The sequence below is a fragment of the Streptomyces sp. NPDC001927 genome (assembly GCF_053594455.1).
Map to the genome: position 1 here is coordinate 19,437 of NZ_JBSFEN010000017.1, position 19,351 is coordinate 38,787.

The window sequence follows — 19,351 nt, forward strand, 5'->3', positions numbered from 1 at the left end:
CGCGCCACTGACACCGATCCCCGGCACCGATCCCCATGCCCGAGAATGGCGGGGTGAGTGAACGACACGTACTGGTACTGCCCGACCGCGACGCCGCCGAAGAGGTGGCCGAGGAGCTCCCCGCCCGCTTCGGCGTCGCCGAGGAGCCCCAGCTCCTACGGGACGCGCTGGCCGGCGAGGACGACGCCGAGGACGCGCAGTGGCTGGTCGTCGTGGAGGACCCGGAGGGCCGGCTCGACTCGTCGGCGCTGGACGAACTGGCGGCGGAGTACGAGGGCTGGCTGGAGGCCCCGTAGAGGGCCCCAGCGCAACGCTCAGCTCCCGTCAGCTCCCGCCGCTCCCCCGCCGGAACGATCTCGATCGTCGTGTGGCGGCCGACGTCCAGGAAGTCGCTGGAGCGCAGGTGGTCGTCGCGCATCTGCACACCGGTGTCGATGGACGCGGCGTCGCAGCACGCGAGGTCCGATTTACGCGTGCGGATCGCTCGGCAACTCCGCGAGCTCGATGCCGAACAGGTCCCGGTACGCCGCCCTCACCTCCGCGTCCCCTTCGAGCATCCGCTCGCTGCGCTCGCCGTCCACGTGCGTGACGAGCTTGTGGCCGCTGAGGGTGACCCGGCCCGCGTCGGTGAGCCGGGTGCAGACGAGGGAGCGGGGGAAGTGCGAGTCCGGTGAGGTGCGGTGGTACCAGGCGCCTGCCGTGAAGTCGGCGAGCACGCGCGGCCGCGTCTCCAGCCGGTACTGCGGCTTGCCGTTCCGCAGCAGGTCCAGGTCGCCGTCCTCGGTCTCCACGACACGGAATGTGCCGGCGGGGTCGGTCTGGTCGCCCCGCTCGTCCAGCGCCAGCGGGAAGTGGCTGTGCTCACCGAACCCGACATCCGCGAGCCACCGCCCTTCCGTCTCCGTCTCCACCAGGACCGCCATGTGGTCGTACGGAATACCCAGCCGGCCGCCCTCGCCGAACACGCGCGCCTGCAGGAGCATGACGCCGAAGCCGAGTTCCCGCAGGAGAGCGGCGAACGTCCCGTTGATCTCGTAGCAGAACCCGCCCCTCCTCGCCCCGACGACCTTGTCGAGCAGTGCCTTCTCCTCCAGGACGATGTTCTCGCCGAGGTGGATCGACAGGTTCTCGAAGGGAACCGTCTTCAAGTGCCGCAATTGCAGGGCGCGCAGGGCGGCCGCGTCGGGGCGGTCCGGTCGCTCCGCTCCGATGCGCCGCAGGTACGCCTCGACGGGGACGTCCGGGTTCTGCAGGGTGTGAGTGGTCATGCACCGAGTCTGCCGCTCCCTCCCTCCGCCCGCCCATGAGTCCCTGGACCTAGGCCTGTTGCCCGAGGTCCGTCGGCCGAGGCGGCACCCGTACCGCCCCGACTACCGTGCGAACCATGGCCGATCATGAACCGCCCCACCCCAGCCCACGCCCCCGCGCCCAGCGCAAGCAGGACGTCCTCGACCGGCTCGCCACGGAGGAGGACATCTGGGTCGCGACCGCCTCCACCGACGGCGAACCCTGCCTGGTGCCCCTGTGGTTCCTCTGGGACGCGGGTGCGGAGACGGATGCGGGGACGCTCCTCTTCTGCACGAAGCGGAACAACCCCACGGCCCGCAACCTCACCCCCAAGGGCAAGGTCCGGCTCAGCCTCGGCCACACCCGCGACGTCGTCCTCATCGACGGCACGGCCGAGAAGGTGGAGGGCTCCGACCTGCCGACGCCCTCGGCGGACGCCTTCGCGGCCAAGCTCTCCTGGGATCCACGCGGCGCGACCGACTGGGTCTACCTCCGAGTCACCCCCAGGACGGTGCGAGCCTGGCACGAGGAGCACGAACTCAAGGGCCGCGTCCTGATGCGCGACGGCGCCTGGCTGACCTGAGGCCCGGAGCGCCCGGGGCGGGCCGGCCCTGCCGGCCGCCCTCACAGACTCGGTACGGCCGCCAGCCCCGGCCCCACCCCCGTGACCGCGATCGCCCCGTCCCGGTCCGTCCGGAGCACCTCCGCTCCCCCGGCCCGCAACGCCTCGACCGTCACCGGAGCGGGATGGCCGTACGGGTTGTCCCGCCCGGCCGAAACCAGCGCGAGCCGTGGCCGGACCGCCCGTATCAGCCCGGGGTCCTGGTAGGCGGAACCGTGGTGGGCGACCTTGAGCACGTCCACCGGGCCGAGCTCGGGGTGGGCCCGCAACAGGCCCTGCTGGGCCGGTGGTTCGAGGTCTCCCAGGAGCAGCAGCCTCAGCCCCTCCCGGTTCCGGACGAGCAGGGTGACGCTGGCGTCGTTCGGCCCGGACTCCTCCGGCCCCGCCGCCCCGAGCATCCCGGGCGTCCCCGCCGGCCACAGCACCTGCCACTCCAGCGGCCCCAGCCGTCTCCGCTCCCCCGGCAAGGCACGGATGACGGGCACCCCCGCCGCCTGGGCCACGCGCCGTACTGCCGCCACCTGTGCCCGGGGCTCTTCCAGCCCCGTCGTCTGGATCGCCCCGACCGACCGGCCCCGCAGGACCCCGGGAAGCCCTGCGACATGGTCCGCGTGGAAGTGGGTCAGGACGAGCAGCGGGATCCGCCGGACACCGAGATCGTGCAGGCAGCGGTCCACCAGGGCCGGGTCGGGCCCCGCGTCCACGACGACGGCCGTGTCCCCGCCGGCCGCGAGCACGGTCGCGTCGCCCTGCCCCACCTGGCACATCGCGAACGTCCAGCCCGGCGGCGGCCAGCCGCTCACCAGCCGGGTCAACGGCGCCGGTCGCACCACCGCGAAGAACAGCAGGACGACACAGCCGACCGCCACCCTCCGCCGGTACGGCAGCTTCCACGCCCCGAGCACCACAAGGCCGAAGAGCCCGGCCAGGAGCAGCCCGCCCCACCAGCCGCCGGGCCAGCCGGCCTCCGCGCCGGGCAGCGCGGCACCGGTCCGGGCCACACCGGCGATCCACCCGGCGGGCCAGGCCGCGACCTCCGCCACCAGCTCCGCCGCCCGGAGCGAGACCGGGGCAAGGGCGAGCGCGGCGAAGCCGAGCACCGTGGCCGGGGCCACGGCCACCTCGGCGAGCAGGTTGCTGGGAATCGCGACCAGACTCACCCGGGCGGCGAACACCGCCACCACGGGCGCGCACACGGCCTGGGCCGCCAGGGCCGCCGCCAGCGCCTCTGCGAGCCTGTCCGGCACCCCGCGCCGCCGCAGCGCGTCACTCCAGCGCGGCGCGATCGTGAGCAACGCCCCGGTGGCCAGGACCGAAAGCAGGAATCCGTAACTCCGCGCCAGCCACGGGTCATAGAGCACCAACAACAGCACGGCGCCGGCCAGCGCGGGAATCAGCGACCTGCGCCTGCCCGTGCCGATGGCGAGCAGCGCAACCGAGCCGCAGGCCGCCGCCCGCAGCACACTCGGATCCGGGCGGCACACGACCACGAAGAGGAGCGTCAGGCCTCCCCCGATCACCGCGGTGGCCCGCAGCGAAAGCCCGAGCCGGGGCGCGAGCCCACCCCGCTCCACCCGCATCGCCGCACCCGGCCGCCCGATCAGCAGGAGCAGGACAACCGTGAGGTTGGACCCGGACACGGCCAGCAAGTGAGTGAGGTCCGTGGCCTCGAAGGCGTCGCCGAGTTCCGGATCGATCCGCGAGGTGTCGCCGACGACGAGCCCGGGCAACAGCGCCCGCGCGTCACCGTCGAGGTCCTCGGTCGCACGGCGCAGCCCCGCCCGCAGCTCCCCGGCCGTGCGCTGCACGCCGCTCGGCGGCCCGGTGATCCGGGGCGGTCCGGATCCGTCGACCCGCAGCGCCGCCGCGAACCTGTCCCCCGGGCGCATCGGGGGTGCCAGCCGTCCGACGAGCCGCAGCCGGGTCGACGGCAGCAGCCGCAGCCACTCCCGCTGGGCCTCCCCGGCCGGAACGATCACCAGGACCGGTGTCCTGGTCCGGTGCGCGGCTCCGCTAGCCGCCTCGACGAGGGTCGCCTCGCCGTTGAGGACGACGGAGACCGGGGCCGTCCTGTCGCCCCGGATCCGGGGCCGGGTGAGCCGGGGATCGGAGGTGACCGTGACCTCCGCTCCCACCCGGGCGTACTCGTCCGCGAGCCCGGGCACGGGCCCCCGCCTCAGGTCCGAACCATGCAGCCCGCCCGCGGCGGCACCGGCGGCCGCGCAGAGCAGCACAGCCGCCCCCGCAGTACCCTGAAGCCACCACCCGCCCCCTTCCCGACCGCCCCCCTCCCGACCGGACCTCACCCGAACCGCCACCATCAAGACCCCCGCCCCCACCAGGCAGACGAGCACCCCCACGCACACCCACCACCCGGCCACCCCCACCGCGAGCCCGGCCGCTCCCCAGGCCGCCAACGCGGGCGGAACGAGCCGAAGATCGGTGGGCCCCTCCTCGAGCAGCCGGCCGCGCCACGACGGGGCGGGCTCCTCCGTCACCTGGCGGGCGTTCATGGCCGGACCAGCGGCGCGAGGTCCGCGAACCGGCGTTCCCCGATGCCATTGACCTCGCGCAGCTCGGCCACCGACCGGAATCCACCGTGCTCCGCACGATGGTCGACGATGTGCTGGGCAAGGACCGGACCCACTCCGGGCAGGGTGTCGAGCTGCTCCACCGTCGCCGCGTTCAGGCTCAGCGGTGCCGCCCGCGTTCCGGCCGCCGCTCCAGCGCCTCCCCCGCCCACCCCCGGAGCACCGCCCACGACCGCCGCCGGCGTCACCCCGACCGCGACCTGTTCGCCGTCCAGCAGGACCCGGGCGCGGTTGAGGCCGGTCAGGTCCGTCCCGGGCCGGGCTCCTCCGGCCGCCCGCAGGGCGTCCGCGACCCGCGACCCGGCCGGCAGCGTCAGCACCCCGGGCCGCCGTACCTTGCCGCTCACGTCGACGACCACACCCGACGGCGACGCCCCGGCTGTCGGCGCCGCCGAGGCTCCCGGAGACACCCCGGCCTCCGCCGGCGGCGCCGCATGCACGATCTCCGGCGCCCTGACCGCCTCCGGCCTGCCGGTCCAGAAGGACCGCCCGGCGAATACGGCGGCCACGACGAGGACCACGGCCAGCGCGGCCAGCGTCCGCGGTTCGAGGCCGCACCGGGTCTGCACCCACACCGGCAACCGTTCGCTCAGCGCCGGCCGCAGCCGCTCCCACCGTCCGGGAGCCGCCAGCTCCTCCCGGGGCCCGGGTGGCTCGACCACCTCGGGCGCTCCCCACTCCGCCGGGGGTCGAGTCGACACGGAAGGCGGCCGCGTGCTGGCGGGGAAGAGCGCCTCACCCCGGCGTCGTACCGCCGCGCCGTTCGCCGCGACCGCGCGCCTTCCCCGGGCCCGCGCGGGAGGCGAGCCCCGCCCCCGGACGCGCCTGCGCCCGTCCGATCCCGGAGCGCGGCCCGGACCGCTGGCCGCGCCCCCGGTCGTACGACGAGCCGTGGGACGGGTGGAGTTGACAACGGAGGGACGGGTTGCGAGATGTGCGCGAAGAGCCATGGACAGGACGGTAGGCACATCCGTCCGAATCCGCTTGAGACCCGTCGATTTCCGTGGACAGACGCCCAGTTGTGGAAAAACCCGTCACTCACACGAGGGACGGACCCGTCAGCGCGGCGACACGACGACGGCGAGGAGTCCGGGCCCGGTGTGCGCCCCGATCACCGCGCCCACCTCGCTGGCCTGCAACTCCTCAAGGCCCGGCACGCGTTCACGCAGCCGGTCGGCGAGCACGGCGGCCCGTTCGGGTGCGGAGAGGTGGTGCACGGCGACGTCGACCGGGCCCGCGCCCGCCCGTTCCACCGCGATCTCCTCCAGGCGGGCGATCGCCTTCGACGCCGTCCGCACCTTCTCACGCAGCTCGATCCGGCCTCCGTCGAGCTGGAGCAGCGGTTTGACGGAGAGCGCCGAACCGAGCAGCGCCTGCGCGGCACCGATCCGCCCGCCCCTGCGGAGGTACTCCAGCGTGTCGACGTAGAAGAAGGCGGAGGTTCCGGCGGCCCGCTTCTCGGCGGCGGCGACGGCCTCGTCGATCGAGCCGCCGGCGTCCACGACCTCCGCCGCCGCGAGCGCGCAGAAGCCGAGCGCCATCCCGACCATGCGGGTGTCGATCACCTTGACCGGCACGGGGGCGTCCTTGGCCGCCACGACGGCGGCGTCGTACGTACCGGACAGCTCGCTGGAGAGGTGCAGCGAGACGATGCCCGTCGCACCGGACTCGGCCGCCGCGCGGTAGGTCGCCGCGAAGACCTCGGGCCCGGGCCGCGAGGTGGTCACGGGCCGGCGCTTCTGGAGCGCCTGGGCCAGTGAGCGGGCCGAGATCTCGGTGCCCTCTTCGAGCGCTCTGTCGCCGATGACGACGGTGAGCGGGACCGTGGTGATGCCGTGCCGCTCCATCGTCTGCGGTGGCAGGTAGGCCGTGGAATCGGTGACGATCGCGACATGCCGGGACATGAGCGGGAGGTTACCCGCCGGGGCCGCTGCGCGGCAGCCCGCCCCCGCGTTCCACGACGTCAGGTCGTGGTCTCGGGCCGGGCGGACTTCTCCCACGGGTAGGTCGTCGCGCGCGGGTCGCGGGCCGTGATCGCCTGCGGCGCCTGCCGGTCCGGGGTCTCCCCGTCCGGGCGGGGTCCGGCCTCCGCGTCACGGCCTCCGTCGGCCCGCGCGTCCGCCTCCGCGGGCCAGGTCTGCCCCCGCTCGGCGTCCGGCGCCGGGGCGCCCGCGGCGGGCCAGGAGAAGTCGTCCGAGGCGGGGTCCTGGGCGGTCGACCCGGACCAGTGGCGCAGCGCGCCCGCCTCCAGGTCGATCTGGGCGCTCAGCGAGCCCAGGTCGTCCTCCGCGAACTTCCGCGCCCGGTCCCTGGCGGCCCAGCGCAGCGAGTCGGCCGAGTGCGTGATCCGCTCCGTACGCTCCCGCAGGTCCTTGAGCTGTGCGGACACGCGCGCCTTGTCCGGCTCGCGCTCCAGCCGCTTGAGGTCCTCGTCCAGCTCGTGGCCGTGGGCGCTCAGCCGTGCGAAGAGGTCGAGGGACTCCCTCAGCGAGGCGTCCTCGGCCACGCCCGCCTGCAGAGCGTCCTGCGTCGCGCGCATCGAGGTCCGCAGGGAGAGCCGCAGCTGGGCCAGCTCACCGCCGACCCCGCCCTGTCCGTAGCTCTTGGCGCGCAGCGTGGTGTCCTCGACGGTGCGCCGGGCCTGGTGGATCGTGCGGTCGACACCGCGCTTGGCGGCCTTGACCGCCTTCACGGTCGCGTACACCCCCAGCGCCACGAAGGCGAAGAAGAGCAGCGCCATGATCACAATCGCGGCTTCCATGTCCGCCCCTCCGGCGTGGGTCGAATTCCCTGGGCTGTCGTTCTTCCACGGTAAACGGAACGGGCAGGCCAGAGGTTCCAATGGAACCCCCAACCTGCCCGTAGGGGAAACCCCTCATACCGCGCTGCCGACATCAGCCGCCGAAGCAGCAGAGGCAGCAGAAGCGGCCAAAACCGCCGAAGCTACCCGGCGACGATGTTGACCAGCTTCGGCGCCCGCACGATGACCTTGCGGATCTGCGCGCCGCCCAGCGCCGCGACCACGTTCGCGTCGCCCAGGGCCAGCGCCTCCAGCTCCGCATCCGTGATCGCCGGGGAGACCTCCAGGCGGGCCTTGACCTTGCCCTTGATCTGCACGACGCAGGTCACGGTCTCGTCGACGACGTACGCCGGGTCGGCGACCGGGAAGTCCTGGTGGACGACGGAGGCGGTGTGGCCCAGCTTGCGCCACAGCTCCTCGGCGATGTGCGGGGCCAGCGGGGCGACCAGCAGCACCAGCCGCTCGGCGACCGAGCGGGAGACCGGACCGCCCACCTTGGTCAGGTGGTTGTTCAGCTCGGTGACCTTGGCGATGGCGGTGTTGAAGCGCATGGCCGCCATGTCCTGCGAGACGCCGTCGATCGCCTTGTGCAGGGCGCGCAGCGTGTCCTCGTCCGGCTCGGTGTCGACGACGGTCGCCGCACCGGTCGCCTCGTCGACGATGTTGCGCCACAGCCGCTGCAGCAGCCGGTACTGGCCGACCACCGCGCGCGTGTCCCACGGGCGGGAGACGTCCAGGGGGCCCATCGCCATCTCGTACAGGCGCAGGGTGTCGGCGCCGAACTCGGCGCAGATCTCGTCCGGCGTGACGGCGTTCTTCAGGGACTTGCCCATCTTGCCCAGGACGCGGCTGACCTTCTCGCCCTGGTACCAGTAGCCGCCGTCGCGCTCCTCGACCTCGGCCGCCGGCACGGCGATGCCGCGCGCGTCCCGGTAGACGAACGCCTGGATCATGCCCTGGTTGTACAGCTTGTGGAACGGCTCGGCCGAGGAGACGTGGCCCAGGTCGAACAGCACCTTGGACCAGAACCGCGCGTACAGCAGGTGCAGTACGGCGTGCTCGGCACCGCCGACGTACAGGTCGACGCCACCGGTGGGCATGCCCTCGCGGGGGCCCATCCAGTACTGCTCGATCGCCGGGTCGACCAGCTTCTCGGAGTTGTTCGGGTCCAGGTAGCGCAGCTCGTACCAGCAGGAACCGGCCCAGTTGGGCATGGTGTTGGTCTCGCGGCGGTACTTCTTCGGCCCGTCGCCCAGGTCCAGGGTGACGTTGACCCAGTCCTCGTTGCGGGACAGCGGCGTCTCGGGCTGGGTGTCGGCGTCGTCCGGCTCGAAGGTGCGCGGCGAGTAGTCCTCGACCTCGGGCAGCTCCAGCGGCAGCATCGACTCGGGCAGCGAGTGCGCGACGCCGTCCTCGTCGTAGACGATCGGGAAGGGCTCGCCCCAGTAGCGCTGGCGGCTGAACAGCCAGTCGCGCAGGCGGAAGTTGACGGTGCCCTCGCCGATGCCGCGGTCGGCCAGCCAGGCGGTGATCTTCGCCTTGGCCTCGACGACGCCCAGGCCGTCCAGGGAGATCTCGTCGTTCGCGGAGTTGACCAGCTTCGCCTCGTACGAGACGAAGGCGTCGTCCCAGTCGGCCGGGTCGGTGCCGCGGCCGTCGCTCGGCTCGACGACGCAGCGCATCGGCAGCTCGAAGGCGCGGGCGAAGGCGAAGTCGCGGGTGTCGTGGGCGGGGACGGCCATGATCGCGCCGGTGCCGTAGCCCATCAGGACGTAGTCGGCGATGAAGACCGGGACCTGCTCGCCGCTGACCGGGTTGGTCGCGTACGCGCCGGTGAAGACACCGGTCTTGTCCTTGGCCTCGGCCTGCCGCTCGACGTCGGACTTGGAGGCGGCCTGCTTGCGGTAGGCGGCGACGGCGTCGGCCGGGGTGGCGTGCCCGCCCGTCCACACGTCGTGCGTGCCCGCCGGCCACGCGTCCGGGACGATCTTCTCGACCAGGTCGTGCTCGGGCGCCAGGACCATGTAGGTGGCGCCGAACAGGGTGTCCTGGCGGGTGGTGAAGACGGTGATCGCACCGGCGTCGCCGACCTGGAAGTCGACGCGGGCGCCCTCGGAGCGGCCGATCCAGTTGCGCTGCTGCAGCTTGATGGCCTCGGGCCAGTCCAGCGCGTCCAGGTCGTCCAGCAGCCGGTCCGCGTAGGCGGTGATGCGCATGTTCCACTGGCGCAGCTTGGCCTTGAAGACGGGGAAGTTGCCGCGCTCGGAACGGCCGTCGGCGGTGACCTCCTCGTTGGCCAGGACGGTGCCCAGGCCGGGGCACCAGTTGACCGGCGCGTCGGAGGCGTAGGCCAGGCGGTACTCGCCCAGGACGTCGGAGCGCTCGGACGCGTTCAGCTCGCTCCACGCACGCGTGGAGCCGGGGACGTCACGCGTGCCGTTCTCGAACTGCTCGACCAGCTCGGCGATCGGGCGGGCCTTCTCGGCCTCGTCGTCGTACCAGGAGTTGAAGATCTGCAGGAAGATCCACTGGGTCCACTTGTAGTACTCCGGGTCGATCGTCGCGAACGACCGGCGCTTGTCGTGGCCCAGGCCCAGCCGGCGCAGCTGGACCTTCATGTTCTCCATGTTGGCCTCGGTGGACACGCGCGGGTGCGTGCCCGTCTGCACGGCGTACTGCTCGGCCGGCAGGCCGAAGGCGTCGAAGCCCAGGGTGTGCAGCACGTTGTGGCCGGTCATGCGCTGGTGGCGGGCGAAGACGTCGGTGGCGATGTAGCCCAGCGGGTGACCGACGTGCAGGCCCGCGCCCGAGGGGTACGGGAACATGTCCATGATGAACTTCTTGGGGCGGGCCGCGACGGCCGCGTCGCCCGCCAGGTCACCCGTCGGGTTCGGGGCCTCGTAGGTTCCCTCGGCGTCCCAGAAGTCCTGCCAGCGTGCCTCGATGTCGGCGGCCATGGCCGCCGTATAACGATGCGGGGCCGCCGTCTCGGCAGCCGAATTCATCTCGCTCATGATCCTTGAAGCTCCATCGATCGTCTCTGCCCACTGCCCGCGAACTGCACTGCCACGAAATGAAAAATCCCCTCGCACAGGAGGGGACGCCGCGCCGATTCCGACCGGATCTTTCATCCGTCGGGACTGATCAGCGCGGCTCGCTAAGCAGGAGGCGTACGGCACGCATGGCGTCAGGGTACCGCAGGGCCCACAGGGGTCGCACCGACGTTCCGCCCGCCGGTCACCCGACTGCCGACCGCGCCCGGGGCGCCCGGGTTACTCCGCGTATCGCCCCTATCCGGGGCAACCCCAGAGTCAGTTCTCGGTCGCGTACCGCGTAAACGAGCAAACCACCTACCGCTCGGTATGGAGCGACTTAGCATGCCGCAACGGGACCGCTTATCCGCACCATTCGGAGTCGCACCCATGAACCCTCATCGCAAGATCCGCTCTTCCCCCGTTCCGCGAACCGCTGTGAGTCGGCCGGTTCAGGGCGGGATATACGTCGCGGGGCTGGTGATCATTCCCCTGCTCGTCCTCGGCGGCGGTGACGGCTTCCGGGCCGCCCTCGACTTCACCAGCGGCGTGCTGTCGCTGGTGTCCCTCACCGCGTCCGTCGCGTGGGGTCTGATCGCGAGCGACCGGCTGCTGCTCTCCACGCGGCACCGGCTGCTCGCCCAGGGGATCCACCGCGCCACCGCGGTCGCCGCGCTCGGCTTCCTGCTGCTGCACGGCACCGTGAAGGTCGCCCTCGGCCGGGTCGAGCCGGTCGGCGCGCTGCTCCCCTTCGGCCTCGGCGTCACGGGGAGCTCGGCGCTCATCGGCTTCGGCTCGCTCGCCGGGCTCCTCATGGTCGTCACGGCCGCCACCGGCGCCCTGCGCAGCACCCTGGCGGGCCGGAGCCGTTTCGCCGCCCGCTGGCGCCCGCTGCACATGCTGGCGTACCCGGCCTGGTGCTTCGCCCTGGTCCACGGCCTGTACGCGGGCCGGCCCGCCGCCACCTGGGTCCTCGTCATGTACTGCCTGGCGCTGACCGCGGTCGCGGCGGCCGTCTCGCTCCGCATGCTGCCCGCCCCCGTTCAGCGGGAGCTCGTGGACCGGGTCGCCGGCCTCCTGGCGTCCCTGGAGGGCCGCACGCGACGCCCCGGGCCGGACAGGACGGCCGAGAGGCCCGAAGGCCCTGAGAGCGCCGAGAGCCCGGCGAGCCCGCCCGCCGCGCCCGTCCCCGAGGAGCCCGCCACCCTGTCCGCCGAGTGGCTCGACCGCCCCGCCCCCGGGGTCCCCGGCGGCTTCTCGGCCGCCTACCGCGCGGTCTCCCGCGCCATCGCCGAGCCCCGGCCCGACCAGGCCCCGTACGTCACGCAGAGCGTGCCGTACGCCTCGGAACCGACCCCGTACCAGCCCGAGGCCACCCCGTACCAGCCCGAACCCACTCCGTACGCAGCCGCGGCCGATCCCGTCGGACCCGCCCCGCTCGCCGAGCGCGTTCCCCTGACCGAGGAGATACCCGTCGTCCCCGAACCGCCCCGCCGCCCCGGCTTCTGGCCCGCCCCCTCGCCCCCGATGCCGACCTACGCGGCCCCGGCCCCGACACCGACGTACGGGGCGCCGGCCTCGATGCCGACGTACGGAGCCCCTCCCCCGGCGCCGACGTACGCCAGCCCGCCGCCCGCGGGTGAGCCCTGGACCGCGCCCTCAGGAGAACGCCCGTGAACGCACCGCTCCCCGACGTCCCCGAGGTCCGGGTGGTCGGCCTGCCCCAGCTCACCCAGGGTTTCGACCTGGTCGAGCGGCTCGGCCTCGACATGCACCTGAAGGTGCACGGCCCGCTCGACCCCATGAGCGGCGAGTTCCTGGCCCGGCTCGCGGACGAGATGTCCCTCCACGGGCGCGGTGGCGCCGGATTTCCCTTCGGCCGCAAGCTCAGAGCGGTCGGCGAGGCGGCGATCCGCCGTGGGGTCCGCCCGGTGGTCGTGGTCAACGGCAGTGAGGGCGAACCCGCCTGCCGCAAGGACACCGTGCTGCTCAACCGCGCCCCGCACCTGATCCTGGACGGCGCGCTGCTCGCGGCGGAGGCCCTCGGCGCCCGGACGCTGATCGTGGCCGTCACCCGCAACTCCACGGAGATATCCGTCCGGGCCGCACTCGCCGAGCGCGGCCTGTCCGACCGGCGCGGACAGGGTCTACGCGCGCGTGTCGTCCGTACTCCCGAACGGATGGTCTCCGGAGAGGCCTCCGCGGTGATCCGCGCGGTGAGCGGCGGCCCCGCCCTGCCGCCCGGCCGCCGGGAGCGCGCGGCCGAGTCCGGGGTGGGCGGCGCGCCGACGCTGCTGTCCAACGCCGAGACCTTCGCCCAGCTGGCGGTGGCGGCCCGGATCGGTCCGCGCCGCTACCGCCACACCGGCCTGGACGCGGAGCCCGGCACGGTCCTGCTGACGCTGTCCGGCGCGGTCGCGCGCCCCATGGTCGTCGAGGTGCCGACCGGGGTCCCGCTGCGGTACGTGCTCCAGCTCGCGGGGGCCCCGGTGCTGCCCCAGGGCGTGCTCACGGGCGGCTACCACGGGAGCTGGATCGACTCGGTCGCGGTCGACGACGCGGTCGTCTCGCGGGCGTCCTTCGCGGCCGTGGGCGGCGCGCTCGGGGCCGGGGCGATCCTGCCGATCGGGCCGGAGACCTGCCCGCTCGGGGAGTCGCTGCGGGTCGCGAACTGGCTGGCGGCGGAGACCGCCGGCCAGTGCGGGCCGTGCCGGCTCGGGCTCCCCGCGGCCGCCGGCGGTCTCTCCGACGTCCTGAACGGGGGCGGACCGGCCGCGCTGGAGGCGCTGCGGGCGGTCACCCAGGCGGTCAAGGGCCGGGGCGCGTGCAAGCACCCGGACGGTTCGGCCCGCTTCCTCGCGTCGACGCTCTCGGCGTTCACGGACGATCTGGCCGCCCATGTCCTCGGCGGCGGCTGCGGCCGCCCGACCCTCGGCGTACTGCCGCTGCCAGGACCCGGCTACCAGGACACGGAGGAGTCGATTCCGAGCGGCGAGAAGCTGGCCGTGGACTGGACGCTCTGCCAGGGGCACGGGCTGTGCGCGGACATCGTGCCGGAGCTGATCCGGCTGGGCCCGGACGGCTATCCGGCGCTCGCCGACGCCTCCGTGCCCACGCATCTGCGGGGCCGGGCCCAGCGGGCCGTACGCCGCTGTCCCGCGCTGGCGCTCCGGATGGAGCAGACGACCCAGGAGCGGCCGGCGCTTCCGCCGGGCGGCGGCCGCAAGGCGCTGGGCAGCGGCAGGGGTTGACCCCAGGAGCCGTGGACGGCCGCAGACGGCCACACACGAAGAAGCGGACCATCCGATCCGGATGGTCCGCTTCTTCGTTCTGTGGAGCTAAGGAGAATTGAACTCCTGACCTCCTGCATGCCATGCAGGCGCTCTACCAACTGAGCTATAGCCCCGTGCTGTCCGCCCCGTTCCGGGTTTCCCCCGCGGCGACAGACAGAACATTAACCGGCCGCCCGGGGGATCACCAAATCGTTTCCCTGGGCGTTCGAACGCGGCCGGTAGGGTCCCCCTCTGTGACCGTGCCCGTGATCGCCCGCACCCGCGCCCGCCAGTGGCCCCTCGCCACCGCCGTGGCGGTATGTCTCCTGTCGTTCGTCGCCTTCTGGGTGGCGCAGCGGCTCGCCCACGTGAACATGCTCGACGTGATGGTCTACCGGGCCGAGGGGGAGACGGTCCGGGCCGGTGGCGATCTCTACGCGATGCGCGCCACCTCGGCGAACCTCGCCATGACCTACCCGCCCTTCGCGGGGCTGATGTTCGTCCCGCTGACGTTCGTCGACGTCCCGCTGATGCGGACGCTGGCCACGGCCGGGAACCTGCTGCTCGTGGTCGCGCTGGTCCAGCTCTCGCTGCGCCTGGTTCGGCCCTCCCTCACCGGCGAGCGGCTGTGGCGCGCCACGCTCCTGGTGGCGGCGGTCGTCGTCTGGTCCGAGCCGGTGTGGACGACGCTGCGGTACGGGCAGATCAACCTGCTCATCGCGGTGGCCGTGCTGTGGGACTTCACACGCCGCGAGGGCAGCCGCTGGGCGGGCGTGGGCATCGGTCTGGCGACTGCGGTGAAGCTCACACCGGGCCTCTTCGTCGTCCTCCTGCTGGTGGCCGGGCTGCTCCAGTGGCGCCGCGAGCGGCGCTGGAACGCGTGGCTGCGGATGGCCGCCACGGCGACGGCGGTGTTCCTGGGGACGACCCTGGCCAGCGCGCTGGCCCTGCCGTACGACTCCAAGCGCTTCTGGACCCACACGCTCTTCGAGACGGGCCGGGTCGGCTTCGCAGAGGAGACCGCGAACCAGTCGCTGCGCGGGGTGCTGGCCCGGCTGCTGCACACCGACGACCCCGGTCTGCTGTGGGCGGTCGTCGCGGCCGCGCTCGGCGGCGCGGCGATGGCGCTCGCGGTCCGGGCCGCGCTGCGCGGGGACAAGGCGCTGGCCGTGATCGTCTGCGCGGTCACGGCGCTCATGATCAGCCCGATCTCGTGGTCCCACCACTGGGTGTGGTGCGTGCCGCTCCTGGTGCTGCTGGTGGACCGCCGCGAGCGGATACGGCCGGCGTGGACGGTCTGGGCGGTGCCGCTGGTCTTCGCCTCGTTCGCGCTCTGGTGGGTGCCGCACGACCCGGGCCGCCCCGAACTCGACCAGAACGCCGGTCAGATGGTGCTCTCGGCGATCTATCCGCTGACCGCGACGGCGCTCTTCGTGGGGTATGCGCTCACGCGCCGCGCCCCGGCCGGTCCTCAGGCCCCGGCCCGTCCTCGGACCCCGGTCCCGCGTCAGGCCGTGGCGAAGGAGTAGAAGCGCTTGAGGGTGCAGTGTTCGTCGAGGAGCCGGCCGTAGATCGGCTCCCCTTCGAGCTCGCGGTAGGTCTCGATGGGGTCGCCTTTTATGATCAGCGCCCGCGCGCACTCCTCGCACCAGTACTGGTAGTCGACGTTGACCGGGTCCATGTCACGGACGATGGGCGTACCACTGCCGCACCAGTCGCATTTCCGCCTGTGCGCACCCATCACTCAGCTCCAGCTGTGGCCGCAGGACGTGCACACATAGGACACTCCGCCGTTGTCACCGAGCATTTGGGCCACCTGGGCGGAACCGCACGAGGGGCAGTCGAGCAGAGCCTCGAGAGGTTCCGCGGACTCGACGGGCTCGGTGACGGCATGGGCCTCGGCATCCTCGGCACCGCTCACGGCCAACGCGCACTCCCTCCCGCCCGGACCCTCGTTCCCCTCCGGCCGTCCGATTCTGCCATGGCCCCGCAAGGGGGTCAGCGAGCTCGGCGTACGAGAGCGGTCGACGCGCCCAAGATCGAAGCGGCGGCCAGCGCGAGGGCGCACGCCCACAGCGCCTCGCCGGAGTCATACGCCCCCGGCGCGTGCAGTCGTCCCAGGAAGACCGTGCCGAAGGTCGCCACGCCGATCAGCTGCCCGAGCTGGGTGACGGTGGCGAGCAGTCCGCTGGCGTCGGCGGCGTCCTCGGGCCTGACGGCGGCCAGCGCACGGGTCAGGGCGGGGCTGAAGGCGAGCGCGAGCCCGCCGCCCATGGCGGCGAGCGCCGGGTAGAGGGCCCAGCCACCCGTGCCGCCGCCCCGGAAGAGGAGGCCCATGGCGAGTGCGGCGGCCGTGGCGGCGAGGAAGCCGGCCGGGACCAGCACGCGCTGCGCGCGGGCGGGCCAGCGCCGCCAGGTGAGGCCGATCACGCCGAAGACGACGGCGGCCGGCGCGAAGGTCAGCCCGGCCCGCAGCGCGCTGTAGCCGAGCCCTCCCTGCAGGTGCAGGGTGAGGGTGAACAGGAAGCCGGCGTTGACGGCCATCGCCACGCCGATCCGGAACGCGGCCTTCCCGATGCCGGGGATCCGTAGGACGCGCGGGGCGATGAGCGGGGCGCCGCCCCGGCGGGCGAGCCTCGACTCGTACGCGCCGAAGGCCACGAACACGACCGCGGAGACCGCGAGCGAGATCCAGGACCACAGCGGCCAGTCCTCCTCCTGCCCGAGGACCAGCGGGACGGTCAGGAGCGAGACGGCCGCCGCAAGGAGGACCAGACCGGGCAGGTCGAGGGGGCGGGAGCGTTCGGGTTCGGTGCGCGCGTCGCGCGGCAGGACGCGTGCGCCGAGCGCCAGCAGGGCCAGTCCGATGGGCACGTTGACGAGGAAGACCGGCCGCCATCCGCTGCCGAGGAGATCGGCGCTGACGAGGACACCGCCGACGACCTGTCCCGCGGCGGCGCCGGTGGCGAGCACGGCGGAGTACGCGCCGAGGGCGCGGACGCGGCCCTCGCCCGTGAAGGTGCGCTGGATGAGGCTGAGCACCTGCGGGATCATCAGGGCCGCCCCGGCTCCCTGGACGAGCCGGAAGGCGATCAACTGGCCCGTGTCGGCGGCGAGTCCGCAGGCGAGCGAGGCGGCGGTGAAGACGGCGAGTCCGCCGAGGTACATCCTGCGGTGGCCGAGGCGGTCGCCGAGACGCGCGCCGGTGATCAGCAGGACCGCGTAGGCGATGGTGTATCCGGCGACGACCAGTTGAAGTCCCGCCCCGGAGGCCCCCAGTTCGGTACGGACGGTGGGGGCGGCGACATTGACGATGAACACGTCGAGCAGCGCCATGAACTGCGCGGCGAGCACCACGGCGAGCAGCAGCCCGGGGCGGTTGTCGGTGCCACCGTCTTTACTGAGTACGGGACGTGTTGTGGTCGTCGTCATGGCAGCCAGCCTGACGGGGGTCCGATACGGGTAACGAGAGCCCGCTGATGCTGGTACTGACACCACCTGGCAACGGCGGTACGGGGACTCGACCATGGGGGTGTGACGATCTTGGCAGCACCGGCACAGCCGCGCCGCAGACACGAACTGGCCGCGTTCCTGCGCGGCCGCCGGGCCAGGGTGACTCCGGAGGACGTGGGGATGCCACCCGGCCTACGCCGCCGCACGCCGGGGCTGCGCCGCGAGGAGGTCGCCCAGCTCTCCGGCGTCGGCGTCACCTGGTACACCTGGCTGGAACAGGGCCGTCCGATCAACGCCTCCGCCCAGGTGCTCGACGCCGTCGCCCGTGTCCTCCGGCTCGACCGGCCCGAGCGCGAGCACCTGTACCACCTCGCGGAGGTGCCCTTGGCGCCGGACCACGCCGCCGAGGACGTGGACGTGGTCAGCCCGGAGATCCAGGGCATCCTGGACGCCCTGGCCCCTCACCCGGCGGTCGTCTACAACAGCCGGTACGACGTGCTCGCGACCAACTCGACGTACCGGCTGCTGTTCCCCGCTCCGGACACCACACCGGCCGACACCCGCAATGTCCTGTGGACGCTCTTCACCATGGAGGACCACAGCTGCCCGCTCGTCGACAAGAGACGCGAGCTTCCGCTGATGGTGGCCCAGATGCGCGGGGCCTACGGCCGGCACGTGGGCGAACCCGCCTGGGAGTCGTTCGTCCGCGGGCTCGCGGCGGCGAGCCCGGAGTTCGCGCGGCTGTGGCGGAGCGGCGACGTGGTCCCGCCGGGCAGCCACGTCAAGACCTTCCGTCACGACGCGGTGGGAGAGCTCCGGATGACCTCGGTGTCGCTCTCCATCAACGGGATGCCGGAGTGCCGGATCGTCGCCTACACCCCCAACGACGAGGAGAGCGGACGGGCGATCGAGACGCTCATCGCCATGGGGGTGGACACCTGGGCGTGAGACGAGCGGGAAACGACGAATCCCGCCCCCTGGTGGGGACGGGATTCGGTGACTGTGGAGCTAAGGAGAATTGAACTCCTGACCTCCTGCATGCCATGCAGGCGCTCTACCAACTGAGCTATAGCCCCTCGTGTTCTTCGCGCTCCGCGCTGCGAACAAGAAGAACTTTAGCCTGTGACCTGCCGGAAAGTGAAATCCGGGTCGGAGGAGCGCTCAGTCGTCGTCGCCGAGGACCGGTTCGGGCAGCGTGCCTGCGTTGTGCTCCAGGAGCCGCCAGCCTCGGGCGCCCTCGCCGAGGACGGACCAGCAGCAGTTGGAGAGCCCACCGAGGCTCTCCCAGTGATGCGCCTCCAGGCCGAGGAGCCGGCCGATGGTGGTGCGGATGGTGCCGCCGTGGCTCACGACGACGAGAGTGCCGTCCTCGGGCAGCTTGTCGGCGTACTCCAGGACGAGCGGGGCGGCCCGGTCGGCGACCTCGGTCTCCAGCTCGCCACCGCCCCGGCGCACGGGCTCGCCGCGCTTCCAGGCCGCGTACTGCTCGCCGAAGCGCCCCACGATCTCGTCGTGGGTCAGCCCCTGCCACTCCCCCGCGTACGTCTCGCGCAGGGCGGAGTCGTGCGTGATGACGTGGCCGGTGATCGCGGACAGCTCGGCGGCCGTGGCCGCCGCCCGCTTCAGGTCGGAGGCGATGATCGCGTCCGGCTTGAGCGAGGCGAGCAGCCGGGCGGCCCGGCGCGCCTGGGCGACGCCGGTCTCGGTCAGCTCGATGTCCGTGGAGCCCTGGAAGCGGCGCTCCAGGTTCCATGAGGTCTGGCCGTGCCGCCACAGGACGATGCGGCGGCCAGTGCCGCCCTTGGTGGTGCTCAGCTCAGCTCACCGTCCGTCTCCTCGCCGACGCCGGTCAGCGCGGCATGCTCGGCGGCCTTGCCGCGGGTCTTCAGGGCGTCCTCGGGGAGGGGCAGCTCGGGGCAGTCCTTCCACAGCCGCTCCAGGGCGTAGAAGACCCGCTCCTCGCTGTGCTGGACGTGGACGACGATGTCGACGTAGTCCAGCAGGATCCAGCGGGCGTCGCGGTCGCCCTCGCGGCGGACCGGCTTGGCGCCGAGCTCCTTGTTGAGCCGCTCCTCGATCTCGTCGACGATCGACTTGACCTGGCGGTCGTTGGGCGCGGAGGCGAGCAGGAAGGCGTCGGTGATCGACAGCACATCGCTGACGTCGTACGCGATGATGTCGTGCGCGAGCCGGTCGGCCGCCGCCTGGGCGGCGGCGTTGACGAGCTCGATGGAACGATCCGTGGCGGTCACAAGCAGGCTTTCGTCGGCGGTCAGAGACACATCAAGGGTCTC

Annotated in this window: 17 protein-coding genes and 2 tRNA genes; 6 read left to right on the plus strand and 13 right to left on the minus strand. The window is 72.8% G+C overall.

The genetic code is table 11. The features are described from left to right. Nucleotides 1-35: 35 nt before the first annotated feature. Nucleotides 36-296 (plus strand): hypothetical protein, encoded by a 261-nt coding sequence (locus tag ACWCO8_RS35450; protein ID WP_451035713.1) that lies wholly within the window; start codon nucleotides 36-38, stop codon nucleotides 294-296. A 171-nt stretch (nucleotides 297-467) separates the two neighbouring features. Here the strand turns inward: ACWCO8_RS35450 and ACWCO8_RS35455 are convergent, their stop codons facing one another. Continuing rightward, entirely contained in the window at nucleotides 468-1,268 is an 801-nt protein-coding gene (locus tag ACWCO8_RS35455; RefSeq protein WP_451035656.1) for an arylamine N-acetyltransferase family protein, read from the minus strand. A gap of 116 nt (nucleotides 1,269-1,384) precedes the next feature. Between ACWCO8_RS35455 and ACWCO8_RS35460 the strand changes: the two genes are divergently transcribed. Then, complete coding sequence (locus ACWCO8_RS35460; protein WP_451035657.1) at nucleotides 1,385-1,870, plus strand: pyridoxamine 5'-phosphate oxidase family protein; 486 nt, start codon at nucleotides 1,385-1,387, stop codon at nucleotides 1,868-1,870. A 41-nt stretch (nucleotides 1,871-1,911) separates the two neighbouring features. Here the strand turns inward: ACWCO8_RS35460 and ACWCO8_RS35465 are convergent, their stop codons facing one another. The 5 genes from ACWCO8_RS35465 to leuS all read right to left on the minus strand — a co-directional run bounded on the left by ACWCO8_RS35465 (nucleotide 1,912) and on the right by leuS (nucleotide 10,314). Beyond that, the gene (locus ACWCO8_RS35465; RefSeq protein ID WP_451035658.1) at nucleotides 1,912-4,422 is read right to left on the minus strand and encodes a ComEC/Rec2 family competence protein; all 2,511 of its coding nucleotides are present in this window, start codon (nucleotides 4,420-4,422) and stop codon (nucleotides 1,912-1,914) included. After that, nucleotides 4,419-5,162: a helix-hairpin-helix domain-containing protein gene (locus tag ACWCO8_RS35470; protein ID WP_451035659.1), complete on the minus strand. Its 744-nt coding sequence runs from the start codon at nucleotides 5,160-5,162 to the stop codon at nucleotides 4,419-4,421. The genes ACWCO8_RS35465 and ACWCO8_RS35470 overlap by 4 nt, the downstream gene beginning before the upstream one ends. 396 nt (nucleotides 5,163-5,558) lie before the next feature. Further along, complete coding sequence (locus ACWCO8_RS35475) at nucleotides 5,559-6,404, minus strand: DegV family protein (RefSeq protein WP_451035660.1); 846 nt, start codon at nucleotides 6,402-6,404, stop codon at nucleotides 5,559-5,561. Nucleotides 6,405-6,463: 59 nt separating this feature from the next. Continuing rightward, complete coding sequence (locus tag ACWCO8_RS35480; protein ID WP_451035661.1) at nucleotides 6,464-7,261, minus strand: hypothetical protein; 798 nt, start codon at nucleotides 7,259-7,261, stop codon at nucleotides 6,464-6,466. 182 nt (nucleotides 7,262-7,443) lie between these two features. After that, a complete protein-coding gene (gene leuS / locus ACWCO8_RS35485) occupies nucleotides 7,444-10,314 on the minus strand; it encodes a leucine--tRNA ligase (protein ID WP_451035662.1) in 2,871 nt (956 codons plus the stop codon). Nucleotides 10,315-10,812: 498 nt separating this feature from the next. Here leuS and ACWCO8_RS35490 point away from each other — a divergent pair, with 498 nt between their 5' ends. After that, on the plus strand, nucleotides 10,813-12,009 hold the full coding sequence (locus ACWCO8_RS35490; RefSeq protein WP_451035663.1) for a hypothetical protein: 1,197 nt from the start codon (nucleotides 10,813-10,815) through the stop codon (nucleotides 12,007-12,009). Beyond that, nucleotides 12,006-13,583 (plus strand): NADH-ubiquinone oxidoreductase-F iron-sulfur binding region domain-containing protein, encoded by a 1,578-nt coding sequence (locus ACWCO8_RS35495; RefSeq protein ID WP_451035664.1) that lies wholly within the window; start codon nucleotides 12,006-12,008, stop codon nucleotides 13,581-13,583. The genes ACWCO8_RS35490 and ACWCO8_RS35495 overlap by 4 nt, the downstream gene beginning before the upstream one ends. An 82-nt stretch (nucleotides 13,584-13,665) precedes the next feature. On the opposite strand, the gene ACWCO8_RS35500 is transcribed toward ACWCO8_RS35495, so the two are convergent. Next, nucleotides 13,666-13,738 (minus strand) — tRNA-Ala (locus ACWCO8_RS35500). A 120-nt stretch (nucleotides 13,739-13,858) separates the two neighbouring features. On the opposite strand from ACWCO8_RS35500, the gene ACWCO8_RS35505 reads away from it, so the two are divergent. Next, nucleotides 13,859-15,133, plus strand: a complete 1,275-nt coding sequence (locus tag ACWCO8_RS35505; RefSeq protein ID WP_451035665.1) for a glycosyltransferase 87 family protein — start codon at nucleotides 13,859-13,861, stop codon at nucleotides 15,131-15,133. On the opposite strand, the gene ACWCO8_RS35510 is transcribed toward ACWCO8_RS35505, so the two are convergent. From ACWCO8_RS35510 to ACWCO8_RS35520, 3 genes are all read right to left on the minus strand, one after another. Further along, complete coding sequence (locus ACWCO8_RS35510; RefSeq protein ID WP_362006510.1) at nucleotides 15,112-15,345, minus strand: hypothetical protein; 234 nt, start codon at nucleotides 15,343-15,345, stop codon at nucleotides 15,112-15,114. The genes ACWCO8_RS35505 and ACWCO8_RS35510 overlap by 22 nt on opposite strands. Before the next feature lie 3 nt (nucleotides 15,346-15,348). Continuing rightward, entirely contained in the window at nucleotides 15,349-15,531 is a 183-nt protein-coding gene (locus tag ACWCO8_RS35515; RefSeq protein ID WP_451035666.1) for a hypothetical protein, read from the minus strand. A gap of 71 nt (nucleotides 15,532-15,602) precedes the next feature. Beyond that, nucleotides 15,603-17,036, minus strand: coding sequence for an MFS transporter (locus tag ACWCO8_RS35520; RefSeq protein ID WP_451035667.1), 1,434 nt, complete (start codon nucleotides 17,034-17,036; stop codon nucleotides 15,603-15,605). Nucleotides 17,037-17,138: 102 nt separating this feature from the next. On the opposite strand from ACWCO8_RS35520, the gene ACWCO8_RS35525 reads away from it, so the two are divergent. Continuing rightward, on the plus strand, nucleotides 17,139-18,005 hold the full coding sequence (locus ACWCO8_RS35525) for a helix-turn-helix transcriptional regulator (RefSeq protein WP_451035668.1): 867 nt from the start codon (nucleotides 17,139-17,141) through the stop codon (nucleotides 18,003-18,005). Between the two features lie 55 nt (nucleotides 18,006-18,060). On the opposite strand, the gene ACWCO8_RS35530 is transcribed toward ACWCO8_RS35525, so the two are convergent. The 3 genes from ACWCO8_RS35530 to rsfS form a co-directional block, all read right to left on the minus strand. Continuing rightward, nucleotides 18,061-18,133, minus strand: a tRNA-Ala gene (locus ACWCO8_RS35530). Nucleotides 18,134-18,218: 85 nt separating this feature from the next. After that, nucleotides 18,219-18,872, minus strand: coding sequence for a histidine phosphatase family protein (locus ACWCO8_RS35535; RefSeq protein WP_451035714.1), 654 nt, complete (start codon nucleotides 18,870-18,872; stop codon nucleotides 18,219-18,221). After that, nucleotides 18,869-19,309 (minus strand): ribosome silencing factor, encoded by a 441-nt coding sequence (gene rsfS, locus ACWCO8_RS35540; RefSeq protein WP_361970235.1) that lies wholly within the window; start codon nucleotides 19,307-19,309, stop codon nucleotides 18,869-18,871. The genes ACWCO8_RS35535 and rsfS overlap by 4 nt, the downstream gene beginning before the upstream one ends. Between the last annotated feature and the right edge of the window lie 42 nt (nucleotides 19,310-19,351).

Coding starts and splice junctions, on each gene's coding strand:
- ACWCO8_RS35480 (WP_451035661.1), bottom strand. CDS start 7,261: ATGGAAGCCGCGATTGTGATCATGGCGCTGCTCTTCTTCGCCTTCGTG.
- ACWCO8_RS35510 (WP_362006510.1), bottom strand. CDS start 15,345: ATGGGTGCGCACAGGCGGAAATGCGACTGGTGCGGCAGTGGTACGCCC.
- ACWCO8_RS35520 (WP_451035667.1), bottom strand. CDS start 17,036: ATGACGACGACCACAACACGTCCCGTACTCAGTAAAGACGGTGGCACC.
- ACWCO8_RS35455 (WP_451035656.1), bottom strand. CDS start 1,268: ATGACCACTCACACCCTGCAGAACCCGGACGTCCCCGTCGAGGCGTAC.
- ACWCO8_RS35465 (WP_451035658.1), bottom strand. CDS start 4,422: ATGAACGCCCGCCAGGTGACGGAGGAGCCCGCCCCGTCGTGGCGCGGC.
- leuS (WP_451035662.1), bottom strand. CDS start 10,314: ATGAGCGAGATGAATTCGGCTGCCGAGACGGCGGCCCCGCATCGTTAT.
- ACWCO8_RS35450 (WP_451035713.1), top strand. CDS start 36: ATGCCCGAGAATGGCGGGGTGAGTGAACGACACGTACTGGTACTGCCC.
- ACWCO8_RS35460 (WP_451035657.1), top strand. CDS start 1,385: ATGGCCGATCATGAACCGCCCCACCCCAGCCCACGCCCCCGCGCCCAG.
- ACWCO8_RS35475 (WP_451035660.1), bottom strand. CDS start 6,404: ATGTCCCGGCATGTCGCGATCGTCACCGATTCCACGGCCTACCTGCCA.